Origin of the sequence: Pseudooceanicola aestuariicola, assembly GCF_045763785.1 — a bacterium.
In the GTDB taxonomy this organism is placed as follows: Bacteria; Pseudomonadota; Alphaproteobacteria; order Rhodobacterales; family Rhodobacteraceae; genus Pseudooceanicola.
Genome location: NZ_JBJGSF010000004.1, coordinates 208,185 through 223,719, shown reverse-complemented (window position 1 = coordinate 223,719; position 15,535 = coordinate 208,185). Strand labels below are relative to the sequence as shown.

15 protein-coding genes are annotated in these 15,535 nt (G+C 62.8%); 10 read left to right on the top strand and 5 right to left on the bottom strand.

Annotated features, from left to right (window positions below):
• The first annotated feature begins 56 nt into the window (after positions 1 to 56).
• Positions 57 to 1,796, top strand: a complete 1,740-nt coding sequence (locus tag ACI3GR_RS15945; RefSeq protein WP_407495973.1) for a bifunctional helix-turn-helix transcriptional regulator/alpha/beta hydrolase — start codon at positions 57 to 59, stop codon at positions 1,794 to 1,796.
• Here the strand turns inward: ACI3GR_RS15945 and ACI3GR_RS15940 are convergent.
• On the bottom strand, positions 1,781 to 2,257 hold the full coding sequence (locus tag ACI3GR_RS15940) for an invasion associated locus B family protein (RefSeq protein ID WP_407495971.1): 477 nt from the start codon (positions 2,255 to 2,257) through the stop codon (positions 1,781 to 1,783). The genes ACI3GR_RS15945 and ACI3GR_RS15940 overlap by 16 nt on opposite strands.
• A gap of 199 nt (positions 2,258 to 2,456) precedes the next feature.
• Here ACI3GR_RS15940 and ACI3GR_RS15935 point away from each other — a divergent pair, with 199 nt between their 5' ends.
• Genes ACI3GR_RS15935 through ACI3GR_RS15920 form a run of 4 tightly spaced genes read left to right on the top strand, consistent with a single transcriptional unit; the run spans position 2,457 to position 6,358 of the window.
• Positions 2,457 to 3,068, top strand: coding sequence for a paraquat-inducible protein A (locus ACI3GR_RS15935; protein WP_407495969.1), 612 nt, complete (start codon positions 2,457 to 2,459; stop codon positions 3,066 to 3,068).
• Between the two features lie 14 nt (positions 3,069 to 3,082).
• Complete coding sequence (locus ACI3GR_RS15930; protein WP_407495979.1) at positions 3,083 to 3,703, top strand: paraquat-inducible protein A; 621 nt, start codon at positions 3,083 to 3,085, stop codon at positions 3,701 to 3,703.
• Positions 3,700 to 5,790 (top strand): MlaD family protein, encoded by a 2,091-nt coding sequence (locus ACI3GR_RS15925; RefSeq protein ID WP_407495968.1) that lies wholly within the window; start codon positions 3,700 to 3,702, stop codon positions 5,788 to 5,790. The genes ACI3GR_RS15930 and ACI3GR_RS15925 overlap by 4 nt, the downstream gene beginning before the upstream one ends.
• A 1-nt stretch (position 5,791) precedes the next feature.
• A complete protein-coding gene (locus ACI3GR_RS15920; protein ID WP_407495966.1) occupies positions 5,792 to 6,358 on the top strand; it encodes a PqiC family protein in 567 nt (188 codons plus the stop codon).
• Positions 6,359 to 6,537: 179 nt separating this feature from the next.
• On the opposite strand, the gene purU is transcribed toward ACI3GR_RS15920, so the two are convergent.
• From purU to ACI3GR_RS15900, 4 genes are all read right to left on the bottom strand, one after another.
• On the bottom strand, positions 6,538 to 7,419 hold the full coding sequence (gene purU, locus ACI3GR_RS15915) for a formyltetrahydrofolate deformylase (protein ID WP_407495964.1): 882 nt from the start codon (positions 7,417 to 7,419) through the stop codon (positions 6,538 to 6,540).
• A 182-nt stretch (positions 7,420 to 7,601) separates the two neighbouring features.
• Complete coding sequence (locus ACI3GR_RS15910) at positions 7,602 to 7,889, bottom strand: HigA family addiction module antitoxin (RefSeq protein ID WP_407495962.1); 288 nt, start codon at positions 7,887 to 7,889, stop codon at positions 7,602 to 7,604.
• 12 nt (positions 7,890 to 7,901) lie between these two features.
• On the bottom strand, positions 7,902 to 8,183 hold the full coding sequence (locus tag ACI3GR_RS15905) for a type II toxin-antitoxin system RelE/ParE family toxin (RefSeq protein ID WP_407495960.1): 282 nt from the start codon (positions 8,181 to 8,183) through the stop codon (positions 7,902 to 7,904).
• 58 nt (positions 8,184 to 8,241) lie between these two features.
• Positions 8,242 to 8,991 carry a DnaA N-terminal domain-containing protein gene (locus tag ACI3GR_RS15900; RefSeq protein ID WP_407495959.1) on the bottom strand — a complete coding sequence of 250 codons (750 nt, stop codon included), beginning with the start codon at positions 8,989 to 8,991 and terminating at the stop codon, positions 8,242 to 8,244.
• Between the two features lie 471 nt (positions 8,992 to 9,462).
• On the opposite strand from ACI3GR_RS15900, the gene ACI3GR_RS15895 reads away from it, so the two are divergent.
• The 5 genes from ACI3GR_RS15895 (at position 9,463) to tcuB (ending at position 15,510) form a co-directional block, all read left to right on the top strand.
• Complete coding sequence (locus tag ACI3GR_RS15895; protein ID WP_407495957.1) at positions 9,463 to 10,806, top strand: AAA family ATPase; 1,344 nt, start codon at positions 9,463 to 9,465, stop codon at positions 10,804 to 10,806.
• A complete protein-coding gene (locus tag ACI3GR_RS15890; protein ID WP_407495956.1) occupies positions 10,803 to 11,903 on the top strand; it encodes a ParB/RepB/Spo0J family partition protein in 1,101 nt (366 codons plus the stop codon). The genes ACI3GR_RS15895 and ACI3GR_RS15890 overlap by 4 nt, the downstream gene beginning before the upstream one ends.
• Positions 11,904 to 12,352: 449 nt before the next feature.
• The gene (locus tag ACI3GR_RS15885; protein ID WP_407495954.1) at positions 12,353 to 13,042 is read left to right on the top strand and encodes a GntR family transcriptional regulator; all 690 of its coding nucleotides are present in this window, start codon (positions 12,353 to 12,355) and stop codon (positions 13,040 to 13,042) included.
• Positions 13,032 to 14,432 carry an FAD-dependent tricarballylate dehydrogenase TcuA gene (gene tcuA, locus ACI3GR_RS15880; RefSeq protein ID WP_407495953.1) on the top strand — a complete coding sequence of 467 codons (1,401 nt, stop codon included), beginning with the start codon at positions 13,032 to 13,034 and terminating at the stop codon, positions 14,430 to 14,432. Before ACI3GR_RS15885 ends, tcuA begins: the two co-directional genes overlap by 11 nt.
• Complete coding sequence (tcuB, locus tag ACI3GR_RS15875; RefSeq protein WP_407495952.1) at positions 14,422 to 15,510, top strand: tricarballylate utilization 4Fe-4S protein TcuB; 1,089 nt, start codon at positions 14,422 to 14,424, stop codon at positions 15,508 to 15,510. The genes tcuA and tcuB overlap by 11 nt, the downstream gene beginning before the upstream one ends.
• Positions 15,511 to 15,535: the final 25 nt, after the last annotated feature.

Genomic DNA, 15,535 nt, shown 5'->3' with positions numbered 1-15,535 from the left:
AGATTAACCTGCTGGAAAGAACTTGAGTTCTGAGGGGGACGTACCAAAAATAGGGTATGGCCCAAAACGATGATCATCCCGAAATTCCGGAACAACGCAGCCAGTTGATCGAATCGATCTACCGAATCGCGCTCGACCCGCAAAGCTATGACGCCTTTATGGAAAATTGGGATGGCTTCGTCGCGCAGCGCGCGGGGCGCAGCGCCGACCAGCCCCCCATCTCGTCCGAGCTTGAGACCCACTTTGCGCTGGCCAACAAGCTGCTGGAAGAAACCATGCCGCCGCCCACCTCGGACGGAGAGGCGCAGATCGTCCCCGGCGAAAACCGATCGGCCCCGCGGTTCCTGATCGACGCACGCGGCCGGATCGTCTGGTTCAACGCTGCGGCCGAACGCATGTTCGGCTTCAGGCGCAACGACACCGCCGACCGCCTGCCCCTCAGCGACGACCGGATGGACCGCCTGACCGATATGATCGCTGCGATCGGCCAGCCCGGCGGCGGGCGCACCCTTCGACCTCAGGTCTTCTCACTGGGGCCCGACACGGCGGAACGGCCCATGCACTTTCAGGCGCGGGTCATCACCGAAGCCTCTGGCGCCGATCTGATCCTGATCAGCAAACTCGCGGCCTCTTGGCCGCCCGGGGCTGCGCGGCTGCTGCGGGACGACTTTGCGCTGACGCCCTCGGAAATCGACATCTGCGAATGGATCGCCGACGGCAGTTCAGCCGCACAGGTCGCCGATATGCGGGGCGCATCCCTCGCCACCGTGCGGACCCAGATGAAAAAGATCATGGCCAAGACGAAAACCGCGTCGCAGCCCGAACTGGTCCGCCTACTGCACCTGCTGATCCGCATCGCCGAAGATAACCCCGATCAGGCCCCGCTGATGTCAGACGGCGCGGGTCTGAAACGGATCAAACTGGCCACGGGCCGGGTGATGCCGGTGGAAATCCACGGCCCCGAAGGCGGCACGCCGGTGATCTTTTTCCACGGGATGCTGGACGGCAACGCCATTACCAACCACGCCCGCGATCTGCTGTTCGACAACAACCTGTGTTTCTACTGCCCCGTCCGCCCGTGGTTCGGCGCCGCCGACCCGGACGAGGGCAATATCGACACCGCCCCGCAACGCTTTGCCGCCGATGTCCACCAGATGATCGGCGAACTAGGGCTGGAACGCCCGATCCTTCTGGGTCACATGGGCGGCGCGCTCTACGCTCATGCCGTGGCCGCCGCCGCGCCCGAAGGCCAGATCGCCGGGATCGTCTGCGTGTCGGGCGGGGTGCCGATCGTGTCGCCGGATCAATTCGCCACCATGTCCGGGCGTCAAAGGGTCGTGGCCTATACCGCCCGCTACACGCCCCGCATCCTGCCGTTCATCGTGCGGGCCGGGATCCGCCAGATGCGCAGCGGCGGCGAACGCAAATTTCTGATGTCGCTGTACGAAAACTCACCCGACGACCTGCCCGTCGTTGCCGATCCCGAGGTGCAGGGCATCGTGCTGAACGGCTACCGCTTTTCCGTGGCGCAGGGCCACCGCGCGTTTGAAATCGACAGCCGCCATGTGGTCGATGACTGGACCGATATGGTCAACGCCTCCACCGCGCCGATCCGCATCGTGCACGGGGAATCCGATCCCGTCGTTTCTTGCACCTCGGTCAAGGATTTCGCCGATCGGCACAGCGACCGCTCCCAGATCACCACGCTGCCCGATATCGGCCAATTGCTGTTTTATCGCCGCCCGGATGCCGTGATCGATGCGATCCGGTCGCTGCGCAATCAGCCGCAGGCCTGAACCGCGTCCCAGGCTCGGGTAAAGCCCAGCAGCGACACCGGGACCACCAGCATCCGCGCGCCCGGCAGAGGGCGAAAGCCCAGATAGACCCGGGTGCCTTTTTGCAGCCGCGTGATCTCTGCCCCGTTCAACGCGCCGCTGGCCAAACAGGTCGCGTCATCGCAATATTGCCACGCCAAACCGACCGCATCTTCGCGCCCCGGATGGGTGTAGGCGATCCCCCCCGTCAGATCGACGCCAAGCGGCACGCGCACCGTAACGATTGCAGGCGTTTCAGTCTCTAATCGGCGGTATAGAGACACAGTTGCCAACCCCGAGTCCGCAGTCTTCAGCCCCACCGACAGGCTGGCCAGACACCCTTGGTCCGACCGAAGAACAGACCAGTCGCGATAAGCTTCAGCCTCCTGCGCCGGGGCGGCGCTGGCGGTGAGGACAAGAAGGGCGATCAGGCGCAGGAACATAGGCCGCAGCATCCGGTGCGCGGGCTTTATGTCAAGGGTCCACAGCCCCCACACTGGCCGCTCAGCCGCGCCAAAACCAAGGGTAAACCACTTAACCCAAAAACCCGTCCCCCCGCGAAAACGCATGATTTCTCCTTGCACCGCACCGAATCCCCCTATCTTCTCACTCAGATTGCTGCCGAGTACCCGAATCCACCCCATGCGCGACCTTGCATCTCTTATCGCATGTCCCAAATGCGACGCCGTTTACCACGTCGAAGATCCCGACGCGGGTGAACGGGCTGTCTGTGCGCGCTGCCACACGGTGCTGATCGCGCCGCGCAAACGGGCGGGGAAACAGATCATCGCCATCGCGCTGGCTGTGGTGGTTCTGGTCATCTCGGCCACGATTTTCCCGTTCCTCAGCGTGCAGGTGGCGGGCGTGTCGCATAAATCCTCGATCATCGACGCGGCGCTGGCGTTCTCTGGCTCTCCGCTTCTGGTGGTGCTCAGCCTTGCTGTTGCGGCGCTGATCGTGTTCTTCCCGGTGCTGCGCGCATTGCTGGCGATCTATGTGCTGACGCCGCTGGTACTGGACCGCCCCGCCTTTCCCGGCGCCATCCGCGCCTTTCGCGTGTCCGAGGCGCTGCGCCCATGGTCCATGGCGGAAATCTTCGCCATCGGCTGCGCCGTCGCGCTGGTGAAAGTGGCGGACCTCGCTCAAGTGGAATTCGGCCCCGCCTTCTGGATGTTCTCAGCGCTGGTGGTGCTGATGATCCTACAAGACAGCTTCATGTGCAGGTATTCGGTGTGGAAATCTCTGGAAACATAAGATCCGCCCGCGCCATGGGGCTTGTGGCCTGTGAACGCTGCACCCGGCTGTGGCCGATCGATACGCAGACTTGCGGGCGCTGCGGCCATCACATGCAATCGCGCGACACCCATTCGCTGCAAAAGGTCTGGGCGTGGATGGCCGTGGGGCTGATCTGCTATATCCCCGCGAACCTTTACCCGATGCTGGCCACCCGCACCCTTGTGTCCAAGAACGAAGACACGATCATCGGCGGCGCAATCGAACTGGCGCATCACGGCAGCTATGGCATCGCGTTTATCATCATCTTCGCCTCGGTCGTGATCCCGATTGGCAAGTTTCTGGCCATCGGCACGCTGGCGCTTGGCGTACAGAACCGCAGCCGCCTTAGCCGTATCCGCCGCCACCAACTGTACGAGGTGGTCGAATACATTGGCCGCTGGTCGATGATTGACGTCTTTGTGGTGGCGATCCTGTCGTCACTGGTCCAACTGGGCGCGCTGGCCTCGATCCAACCGGGCAAAGCCAGCCTGTTTTTTGCCCTTTCAGTGATTTTTACCATGCTGTCGGCGCAAAGCTTTGACAGCCGCATGATCTGGGATCAGGAAGAGCGTTCAGGCGCCCCTGCCCCGCAACCCACGAAAGCCACAGCGTGACCGATACGCCCCCCAATGTCCCGATCCAGCCCGCCCGCCGCAGCCTGATGGACCGCCTGTCCATCGTCTGGCTGATCCCGCTGGCCGCGTTGGTCATCGCCCTTGGCGTCGCTTGGCAAAGCTATACGGACCGTGGCCCGCTGGTTGAAATCGCCTTCGACAACGCATCGGGCGTGGTCGCAGGACAGACCGAGGTGCGCTATCGCGACGTGGCCGTGGGGCTGGTGGAAACCATCGGGTTCACGGAAAACCTGTCTCAGGTGCTCGTCTCTGTCCGGTTGGACAATGCGGTGGCCGATTACGTCGATGAAAGCGCCGAATTCTACGTTGTCCGGCCCGAAATTTCGGCGCGAGGCATCAGCGGTTTGGAAACCGTCCTGTCGGGCGTCTACATCAACGCCATCTGGGATGACGAAGCCAACGGTCTGCAATCGCGCCACGAAGGCAGCGCCAACGCCCCCATTTTCGCGGGCCACCCCGATGGGCTGCAAATTTCGCTGAAAGCCACGCCAGAGGCCGGGCTGACCGAAAACGCCCCCATCGTCTATCAGGGCATCGAAGTGGGCCGCATTGGCCGCGCCACGATCACGCCCGACGGCCTCACGGTCGAGGCAGAGGCAATCGTCTACGCCCCGCACCGCCATCTGGTCACCACGTCGACCCGGTTCTGGGACGCCTCGGGGTTCAGCTTTTCGCTTGGGCCCTCGGGCGCCAGCCTCGATTTCTCCTCTGTCGCGTCGCTGGTGTCTGGCGGCGTGACTTTCCGCACGGTCGTGTCGGGTGGTGAACCGGCGCAGAACGGGCAAGAATTCCTTGTCTACGTTGACGAAGGCGCCGCGCGGTCGTCGGTGTTCGCCGAAGAAGAGGGCGTGACGCTCGACCTGACGGCGATCTTTGACGACAACGTCTCGGGCCTTGCCGTGGACGCGCCGATTGACCTTGGCGGCGTGCGTATTGGCCGCGTGACCGCGCTGAACGGCATGGTCGATCCGCTGCGATTCGGCGACAACCGCGTGCGTCTGGCCGCGACGCTGTCGATCAACCCCTCCCGACTTGGTCTGGACGGCGATCCCACCCCTGAAACCGCGCTGAATTTCCTGAGCGACCGGGTCGACGAAGGGATGCGCGCCCGCCTTGTTACCGCGTCGATCCTGTCGGGCGGGCTCAAGATCGAACTGATCACCGAAGACGACCCGATCGACCCCTTCGCGACGCTGGATTACTCCGCCGAACCGAACCCCCGCTTCCCCACCACGGAAAGCGATATCGCAGACGTCTCGGCCACCGCGGAAGGCGTCTTTGAACGTATCAACAACCTGCCGATCGAAGAGCTGTTGGACAGTGCGATCAACATGCTCGACAACATCAGCCGCGTCGCCGCCAACCCCGATCTGCGCGCCCTGCCCGGCGATCTGCGCGGAGCTGTCGGCGACGTGCGCGGCGTCATCGGGTCCGAGGCGATCCAAGGCCTGCCCGACCGTATCACTCAGGTCGCAGATCAGATCGAAACGCTCTTTGGGAACTTGAACGAACAGGACGTCTCGGGCCGCATCATTTCGCTGATTGAAACGACCGAAGAGGCCGCTCAGGGCGTCACCGACAGCGTCGCCGGCGTGCCCGATCTGGTCGAACGTCTGAACGCCATCGCCGCCAAGGCCGAAACCGTTCCGCTGGACCAGCTTTCGGTCGATCTGTCCGAATTGATGCAGGCCGCGACCGCCGTTCTGGACACCCCCGGCGCGCGGGAATTGCCCGAAGATCTGGGCAATGCGCTGACCGAACTGACCGCCGTTCTGACCGAATTCCGCGAAGGCGGCGTGGTCGCCAATGTGAACGCTACCTTCTCCTCCGCGCGCGAAGCGGCGGACACCCTGCGCGACGTGGCCAGCCAGCTGCCCGCTCTGCTGTCCCAAGCCCGCGCCACCATGTTCCGCGCCTCCGAGACCATCGAAGGATATGACGCCGAACGCGGGGTTGGCCGTGACCTGACCACAGCCTTGCGTGAGGTCGAGCGCGCCGCCGCCGCCGTCAATTCCTTGGCCCGTGCGCTGGAACGTAACCCCAATTCGCTGCTATTCGGACGTTGATATGAAACGCATTCTGATTCTGACCGCCTGCCTCGCCGCTCTTACCGCCTGCGGAGGAAGCGTTGAGCGTTTCGCAACCGCAGCCCCCACGGTGACGCCGGATTTGCCCCGGATTTCATCGCGTTACAACTCGGTCGAGGTGCGGCAAATCTCTCTGCCGACCTATGCCGCCTCGGATGAAATCGCCACGCGATCCGAGACTGGCGCGATCACCTCCGACAAATCGGTCCTCTGGGCGGATGAACCCGCCCGCGCCATGACGCTGGAACTGTCGCGCTATCTGGGTCAGATCACCGGCGCTCAGGTCGCGGCAGAGCCGTGGCCCTTCCTTGATCGCGCCGCCGCCATCGTGGACGTGCGGGTCGAAGAAATGGTGGCAGACGCCAACGGCACCTTCGTGATCACCGGCCAGTACTACGTCGCGCCTGACATCGGCTCTGGTGGCCGCTCCGGCCTGTTCGACATCAGCGAAGTGGTCGTGGGCGAAGGCGCGTCTGCGATTGCCGCCGCGCGGGCCTTGGCCACGCGCAAGCTGGCCGAACAGATCACGCGGCAGGGGCTGCGCTAAGCGTTTAGGGCCGCGCCCGACCTGGAGGGCGCTTGCGGCTTTTTGGCAAAGGTCCGCCCTCAAAAGCATTTAAGACGCCAGAGGCAATCCGACATCGCCAAAGCGCCCTCCGGGGGGAGGTCGGGCGCTGCCCGGTGTTACCACCGGGCGTGCGCTATTTTCTTGGATCAGAGCCTAAATCAGCCCATCCGCTCCGACGTGAAGTCACCCGGGGACGCCGGGAACACCACCGTCTTATCGCCGTTCTGGAACACGCGGTTCTGCGCATGGGCGTGCACCGCCCGCGCCAGCACCTGCGCCTCCACATCACGCCCCAAAGTCACGTAATCCGTAGACGACTGAGCATGGGTCACGCGGATCGTGTCCTGTTCGATGATCGGACCTTCGTCTAGATCGGCGGTCACGTAATGCGCCGTGGCCCCGATCAGCTTCACGCCCCGCTGGAACGCCTGTTTGTAAGGGTTTGCACCCTTGAACGACGGCAGGAAGGAATGGTGGATGTTGATGATCCGGCCCGACATCTTCTGGCACAGCGCATCCGACAGAATCTGCATATAGCGCGCCAGAACCACCAGATCGGCACCCGACTGATCGACGATCTCCAGCAGGCGCGCTTCGGCTTCGGGCTTGTTCTCTTTGGTGACGTTCACATGGTGGAACGGCAGATCATGGTTCACCACGACCTTCTGATAGGTCATGTGGTTCGACACCACGCCAACGATATCGATGGGCAGCGCGCCGACACGCCAGCGGTACAGCAGGTCGTTCAGGCAGTGACCAAAGTTCGACACCATCAGCAGCACCTTGATCCGCTGATCCGCGTCGTGAATGCCCCATTCCATCTCGAACTCATCCGCGACCTTGCCGAATGCTTCGGTCAGCTCGTCCTGCGACTTGCCGGTTTCGGGCACGAAACGGATCCGGGTGAAAAAGTTGCCAGTCTGCGCATCGTCATACTGGGCCGAGTCGGTGATGTTGCAGCCGTTGTCGGCCAGAAAGTTCGCAATCGCCGCAACGATACCGCGACGAGAGGGGCATTGAACGGTCAGAATAAGGGCCATCGGCGCTGTCCTTGCTATCTTGGCCTAAGGGTTGGGCCTGTGATGGGGAGACATCCCCTAACTGCGCCTGTTTTGACGGTTTTTCCGGGGGCAGCAACCTCTGCCAGCGGCGTGATGAGGTGATTTTCCGACCTGCCGTGTCGCCAAGCCTGCATCACGGCCCTGATGTGTGTCCCCGACCCTTAGGCAACCAAAGGTCGGATATCCGACACATCGACGGTTTTACGCGCGGCGGCCATATCATAGTTGGCCTGCAGATTGATCCAGAACTCCGCACTGGTCCCAAGCGCTTTGGACAGGCGCAACGCGGTGTCAGGCGTTACGGCCGTCTGTTCCTTCACAAGGCGTTCGATCCGTGTTCGTGGCACTCCGATCGCGCGGGCAAGCCCGATGGCAGACACGCCAAGCGGCTCAAGAAACTCGTGCTTCAGGATTTCGCCGGGATGGCTCGGGTCGGTCATCAGTCCCATGGGCACGTCCTTTCAATGATAATCCGTAAACTCAACGTCTTCAGGCCCGTTATCCGTCCAAACAAAGCAAAACCGCCGCTGGTCGTTCACCCGGATCGAATACTGTCCTTTCCGGTCCCCCTTCAGCGCTTCCAGCCGATTGGCGGGCGGCACCCTCAAATCGTCCAGCGTTGTGGCGGCGTCCAACATCGACAGCTTGCGGCGCGCGACCTTCATGACCCCTGCGGGAAAGCCCTGTCCGGCGCTATTGGCCAGAATGTCGTGGATGAGCTTGCCTTTAGTGCTCTGGATCATCGTGAATGTGAATCATGTAAAGATACATGTGTCAAGGCGTGATACATGACCCGCACCGCTAGGCGCGTCCCTCACCGCTCCAGATCACATCGATATCCCTGATTGCCGGATCGGCGCTGACCACCGCCGTCAGCAGCCGCATGTAATAGTGCGTGCGCAGGTAATCCGCCACGAACCGCGACGGGGCCATCAGCGTCAGGATGCCGTTGTCGCCTTCGACCGGGATCAGACCCGCGAACCACGCGTTGAACACCGCCGGATCCTGCGCCGCCAGTTTCTCCGCCGCCAAAGCCCACGCCGGGTAATCGCCCCCCTGCCCTGCCGCCACGGGGCGCAGCGGCACCACGTTGTCCGGAACGGTGTCTGCTTCGGGCGCGTTCACGCCCGCCATTCGTGCGGCGAAATCGGGGCCGACCGCCTCCCAGAAAGGCATGGTTTCTCTAAGAACAGTGTCGAATCTGATTGCGTATTGCGCCACCCGGCCGCGAGCTGCCGGGATCGTGACGTCGATCCAGCCCTTGGCGCGCATCGCCGCCATGTCGCGTTTCGCCGTGCGTTCGGTGACGCCCCACATCCGCGCGATCTCTCGCAGACCGATGGCGAAACTCTCGGTCCGCCAATTGAACCGCGCCGTGATCAGCAGCGACAACCGTGTCGCCAGCCGCGCCTGATCGGGGGTGCCCCGTGCCGCGCTGACCAATAATGCCGTGAGGATATCGTACTTGAGCGCCGCGGCCCCCGGACCAGTTAACTTGGTCCCCGTACTTTGTTTGCGCGCCCCAAAGGGATCGCCTGCGCCCGCCTGCATCCTGTCCGCTCCATGCGTCGTCACTGCTCTGCCTGTCGGGTATCCTGTCTGTGCAGGTGGCTTTAAACGCTTTTCCCGATCTTGGGGTGATTAGCGTTGAATTACCCGGAGTTGTCAAGGATTCGAGTCATTTACGCCCTGACCCTAAACCATTTTGAAATGAAAATGGGTATGGTCTTGGTATTAGGGGACATGCAGGACGTCCCCCTATTGGGCCTTGATGTCCCCTCAATCTGCTGTGGGTCACCCGATGATGTCCCCCTATTCGTGGTAGGCCTTTCCCGCATTTGACCTCGAATCGCAGGCAGTCGATTCGGGCGGGTCAGGGGCCTTATCCGCGGATAAGTTTAAGGTTTCGCACGGGTTAATGCGGACATGTCTCTACTATAATTGACTCTCGACAAAAAACGCAAATTGGGCGTAAATCAGGGAAAGAGAATAATTAACGTTTGAAACGTGAGAGAGGACATCGTGCTAACCCATACCGACCTTCGGGACATACAGGCCCGCTCGCTCAAGATGCAAAGCTGGATCCGTCAGCAGACGTTCTCTCCTGAGAACCGCAAGACGCTGCGCCGCTTCTCCTCGTGGGAGGTGTCGGAACTGATCCTCGGCCTGAACCAGAACACCTTCCGCGGCAAGATGGCCGCCGACCCGACCTTACCCGCGGGTATGGTCGAACCCGACGGTCGGCAGCGGTGGTTCACCTTGGAAGAGGTCAACACGCTGCGCCGCAAACTGCGCCCCCGTGGCAAAACGCTGATGCCGAAGCGCCCCAAGGGTCGCGCTTTCCGCACCGCCATCGCGAACTTCAAAGGCGGCGCTGGCAAGTCCACCGTCGCCCAGCATTTCGCCCATGCCGCGGCATTGGATGGGTACCGTGTTCTGTGCGTGGATTTCGACCCTCAGGCGACGCTTAGTCACTCAATGGGCCTCACGGATGTCAGTGAAGAACGCACCGTCTGGGGCATCATGGCGCGGGACCTGATTCAGGAAACCACTGCCCAGAATGCGGCCCCGCGGGGTGCCGCATCCGGCGCCGCCCTGCCCCAACGCAACCTGCCGTCGTCGATCACCGGACTTGGCATTCAGGACCTGCGGGTCAGCGACTTTATCCAGCCGACCAACTGGCCGACGATCGACCTGATCCCGTCCTGCGCCAACGCGGCCTTCGTCGAATTCGCCAGCGCCCAGTACAGGCACCTGAACCCTGAATGGTCGTTCTTTGCGGCGGTGAACCGCTTCCTCGACCAGCTGCCCGAAGATCAGTGGGACCTGATCTTTTTCGACTGCCCGCCGGCCATCGGCTATCAGTCAATGAACGCGGTCTTTGCGGCGGACATGCTCTATATCCCCTCGGGCCCCGGCTATTGGGAATACGACTCGACCACCAGCTTCATCGGCCAGCTGTCCGAGGCGCTTGAGGACCTCGCCTATGGGTTCGAAGGCACCTTATCCGCGGATAAGGTCACGCTGCCCAAGGCCTTCCACGACATCCGCTTCTTGCTGACCCGGTACGAACCGGGCAACGATCTGCACCGCGCGATGTTCGAAGCCTTTGGTAAGGTTTTTGGCGACAAACTTGCCGAACAGCCGATCGAAATGACCCGTGCCGTCGAACAGTCCGGGCGCTTCCTGTCGTCGATCTACGAAATGGATTACCGCGACATGACTCGCGAAACATGGCGACGGGCGCGGGCATCCTTCGATCGGGCGTATGAAGAGTTCAAAGTGACCATGACCCCGCATTGGGAAGCCATGGGCAACGGCACCTTATCCGCGGATAAGGTCGAGCTGGAAGGGAGTGACGCATGACCCGCAAGCGCCGCGTATTCGACATCTCTGTCCCCGACGACGGACCCGATCTGGGCCCCGAACTGACCCCTGTCCCCTCTGCCGAAGCGCCCGCGCGACGTGGCCCCATGGCCAGTGCGATCAGCGAAAATGCCGAGGCGCTTCAGGCCCGGAAGAGCGCGTTAGAGACGATCCGGGAGGAGAACGACAACCTCGCGCATGAGTTCGTGTCCCTTCGGGAGGCGGGCCATGTCGTCCAGCTGATCCCGTTGGAGGACGTCCACACCTACATGCTGGTCCGCGACCGCATCCCCGGTGACGATCTGGAACTGGCCGAACTGGTCACCTCGATCAAGGACGTCGGCCTGTCGAACCCGATCCGCGTTATGCCCCGCCCCGATGGCACGGGCTATGAACTGGTCCAGGGATTCCGCCGCCTGTCTGCCTATCGTGAGCTGTCCGAAGGCGACGCGTCCTACGCCACGATCCCTGCCCTCATCATGCCCGGAGAGCCGGACATCGCGGGCCTGTATCGGCGCATGGTGGATGAGAACGTGATCCGCAAGGACTTGTCCTTTGCCGAGATGGCCTATGCCGCCCAGAACTATGCCGCCGACCCCAGCACCGACGCCACCGATCTGTCGGATGCCGTCGCCGCGCTGTTCCAGTCGGCCCCCTATTCCAAGCGCAGCTACATCAAGAATTTCGCCTACCTGCTAGAGATGCTGGGCAAGACGCTGTTGTATCCCACCGCGATCCCCCGTGCCTTGGGCGTGACCCTTGCGCGTGAGATCAAGGAGCGGCCCGAGATCATCGGCCAGATCAAGGCTGACCTGAAGGATTGGGATGGCCGGTCGATCCAGCAAGAGATCGAGGTGCTGCGCAAATACACCGGGCAGGACGCGCCCGAGCAGGAGGTGGCCGGCACGCCCAAGGCCAAGGCCAAACCTGCGGATGGTCGGACCAAGACGACGTTCCACATTCAAAGCCGCGCGGGGCAGGTCAAATGCACCGCCGGGCCGGGACGGTTAGAGATCAAGGTGAACCGCGATTTCTCTTCGATCGAACGGGCGCGACTGGAGCGGGCGATTGCGTCGCTGATCGACGGGCTGGCCTGAGGGATTGGCTTGAAGGTTTGGCATATCGCTGACGGGCAGGGGTCTTATCCGCGGATAAGGCCCCTTTGTTTTTGGTTCGGGATGATGCTTATCCGCGGGTAAGTTTTGGGTGCTGGCAGGGGTCCGGTGGCACCTTATCCGCGGATAAGGTGTGCCGAATGGTCTTTGGCTATGGTCCGGAGCCAAGGCGAAGCCGCCGGACCAGCGGCGGCCCGTCCCGGCGGGCTGGCGCTTTGGTGCGGTCATTGCGGCGGTCAAGGTCGTCCCGAGCTGCCCAGTATAAAGCGCAGACCTTCGGCGGTGTTGCGCCACCCCACGGGCCGCCTCTGGTCCTTTCTCGAGTGCGGCTGGGTTGAGGTGGGGCGACCCTTATCCGCGGATAAGGTTGACTCAGCATCACCGCGCCTCGTACCGTCTGTATCCAAATGTATCCAGCCGAATCCCGAACCATGACAAAGCCCTTTCCAGACCCGCTCTCGCGCCCTCTACAGGGTCAGGACGCCTATGCCCGGCTGCGCGATGACATCCGTCAGGGCGTGCTGAAACCCGGCGCAAGATTGACCGAGACCGAGTTGGCCGAGCGGCTTAGCATCAGTCGCACGCCCGTCCGCGAAGCGATCCGGCGGTTGGAGGCGGATGGTCTGGTCGATCACCAGCCGCGCACCGGGGCGGTGGTCCGGCAGTTGAGTTACGCCGAGATCATGGAGCTTTACGAGATGCGCACGGTGCTGGAAGGTACGGCGGCGCGGCTGGCGGCGCGGGCGGCATCGGATATGGAGTTGCAGGAGCTAGCAGAGATCACGACAGAGATGGCGGGCGCGACCTTTGACGCCGGTCGAATTGCGACCCTAAACCGGCAGTTTCATAGTCGATTGCTCGACGCTTCGCGGAACCGGTTCTTGGCCCGGTCGATGGACGCGATCGAAAACGCCATGCTGATCATCGGCCCTACCTCGATGGCCGCTGAAGGGCGCGCGCAGGAGGCGGTGGAAGAGCATAAAGCCCTTATTCAGTGTCTGTTTGACCGGGATGGAGAGCAGGCCGAGGCCGTGATGCGCGCGCATATGGAACGGGCGCAACTGGCGCGGTTGCGGATTCTGCGGGCCGAAGGGGCAGGGGAGGCGGATCATGGACGGTAAAGCGGCATCGGAAACCCAATGGGATGTGGTGATTGTCGGGGGCGGGAATGCGGCCCTATGTGCCGCAATAGAGTCTGCTGAAGCGGGCGCCACGGTCCTGATGCTGGAAGGCGCGCCCAAGGCCTATCGCGGGGGAAATTCGCGCCATACGCGGAACTTTCGCTGCATGCATCATGGCGATCTTGGCCCGCTGGTCGAGACCTATGACGAGGACGAGTTTTTCGATGACCTGCTGCGTGTGACCAAGGGCGAAACGGATGAGGCTTTGGCGCGGATGGTGATCCGCACGTCCGAAGAATGCCTGCCGTGGATGCAGGACCATGGCGTGCGGTTTCAGCCGTCGTTGGCGGGCACGCTGTCGCTGGACCGGACCAATGCGTTCTTTCTTGGCGGGGGCAAGGCGCTGGTGAATGCCTATTACCTGACAGCCGCCGATCTTGGGGTTCAGGTGATCTATGACGCGCAGGTCAAACATGTGGCGTTGGACGGCCAGACCGCGACGCATGTTGAGGTCGACATCGGGGGAGAGGTGCATGTGATCCGGGGGCGGGCGTTCGTTCTGGCCTCGGGCGGGTTTCAATCGGACATCGACTGGCTGGCCCGCGCCTGGGGAGAGGCAGCGCGCAACTTCCTGATCCGGGGCACGCCTTATAACCGGGGCGTTGTTCTGAAGGATATGATCGATCAAGGGGCGGCAACCGTGGGCGACCCGACGCAATGTCACGCGGTGGCCATCGACGGGCGCGCGCCCAAGTTCGACGGCGGGATTGCGACGCGGCTGGATTGTGTGCCGTTTTCCGTCGTGGTGAACCGAGAGGGCGAGCGGTTCTATGACGAGGGCGAAGACGTATGGCCCAAGCGCTATGCTATCTGGGGGCGGCTGGTGGCCGCGCAGCCGGATCAGGTGGCTTATTCGATCATCGATGCGCGGTCGATCGACCTGTTCATGCCCTCCGTCTATCCACCAGAGGTCGCGGACACGATCCCTGAGTTGGCGGCAAAGCTGGGCTTATCCGCGGATAAGGTTTCGGCGACGATTGAGGCCTTCAACGCGGGCTGCGGGGAGGGGGCGTTTACGCCTCAGGCCTTGGACGGGTTGGCGACGACGGGCGTGGAGCCTGCGAAAACCAACTGGGCGCGGCCGATAGCAGAACCACCGTTCTACGCCTATGCCCTGAGGCCGGGGGTGACGTTCACTTACCTCGGGCTGAAGGTCGACGGGCGGGCGCGCGCGACCGGGGTCGGCGGCCAATACGATAACATCTGGAGCGCCGGGGAAATGATGGCCGGATCGATCCTGGGGCAGGGGTATCTGGCCGGGTTCGGGATGACGATTGGCACGGTCATGGGCCGCATTGCCGGGCAGGAGGCCGCGAAACATGTCGCTTGATGTCACGCTACAGACTGACCCGGATGTGGTGTTGGACGACCCAATCGCAGAGGCGCGGCGGCAGGTCGAGATCTGTAACGCCTGCCGGTACTGCGAAGGCTTTTGTTCGGTCTTTCCGGCGATCACCCGGCAGAAGGTGTTTGCCGATGGCGATATCACCCAGCTGGCGAATCTGTGCCACAACTGCCGGGGCTGCTATTACGCCTGCCAATATACCGAGCCGCACGACTGGGCGCTGAACCTGCCCCGCGCCTTGGGGGAGGCACGGGTGGACAGCTGGGAGCGACTGGCCTGGCCCGGGGGGCTGGCAACGGTGTTTCAGCGCCAAGCGAGGGCGGTGGCTGCGGCGCTGGTCGTCGGATTTGCAGTGATGTTCGCGCTGATTGCAATGCTGCCGGGGGACGGCGAGGGGTTCTATGCCTACCTGAGCCATGGCGCGACGGTAGCGATTTTCCTGCCTGCGTTCCTGTTCCCGTTGGTGTCGTTATCAGTCTCTATCCGGCGGTATTGGGTCGAAGTCGGCGGCAGCCGCGTGACTTGGGCTGCCCTGTCCGGGGCTGTGAAAGACGCGGCCACAATGCGCAACCTTGGGGGCGGTCAGGGTCAGGGCTGCAATTTCGAGAAGGAAGAGCGGTATTCGAACGGACGCCGCCATGTGCATCAGGCGGTGATGTACGGGTTTTTGCTGTGCTTTGCCTCGACCTCCTCTGCCACGGTGCTGCATTACGTGTTCGACAGCCCCGCGCCCTATGGCTTCTGGTCCTTGCCGAAACTGCTGGGCGTGTCGGGCGGGCTGCTTCTGGTCGCGGGCTGCTTGGGGCTCGTGATGCTGAAGCGCAAGGCCGATCCAAATCTGGGCGTCGCAGGGCAGGGGGGCGCGGCCTTTGTCTGGCTGTTGGGCCTTGTCGGGCTGTCGGGGCTGCTGCTGTATGCCGTGCGCGGGACGGGCCTGACGGGGCCGCTGCTGGCGCTGCATCTGGGCGCTGTGCTGACGTTTTTCCTGCTGACGCCCTATTCCAAGATGGCGCATGGGTTTTACCGCTTCACCGCCTTGGTCAAGGATCGGGTGGGGCGGTAGAGGGGGCTGTCTGCCCCCTTTTGGC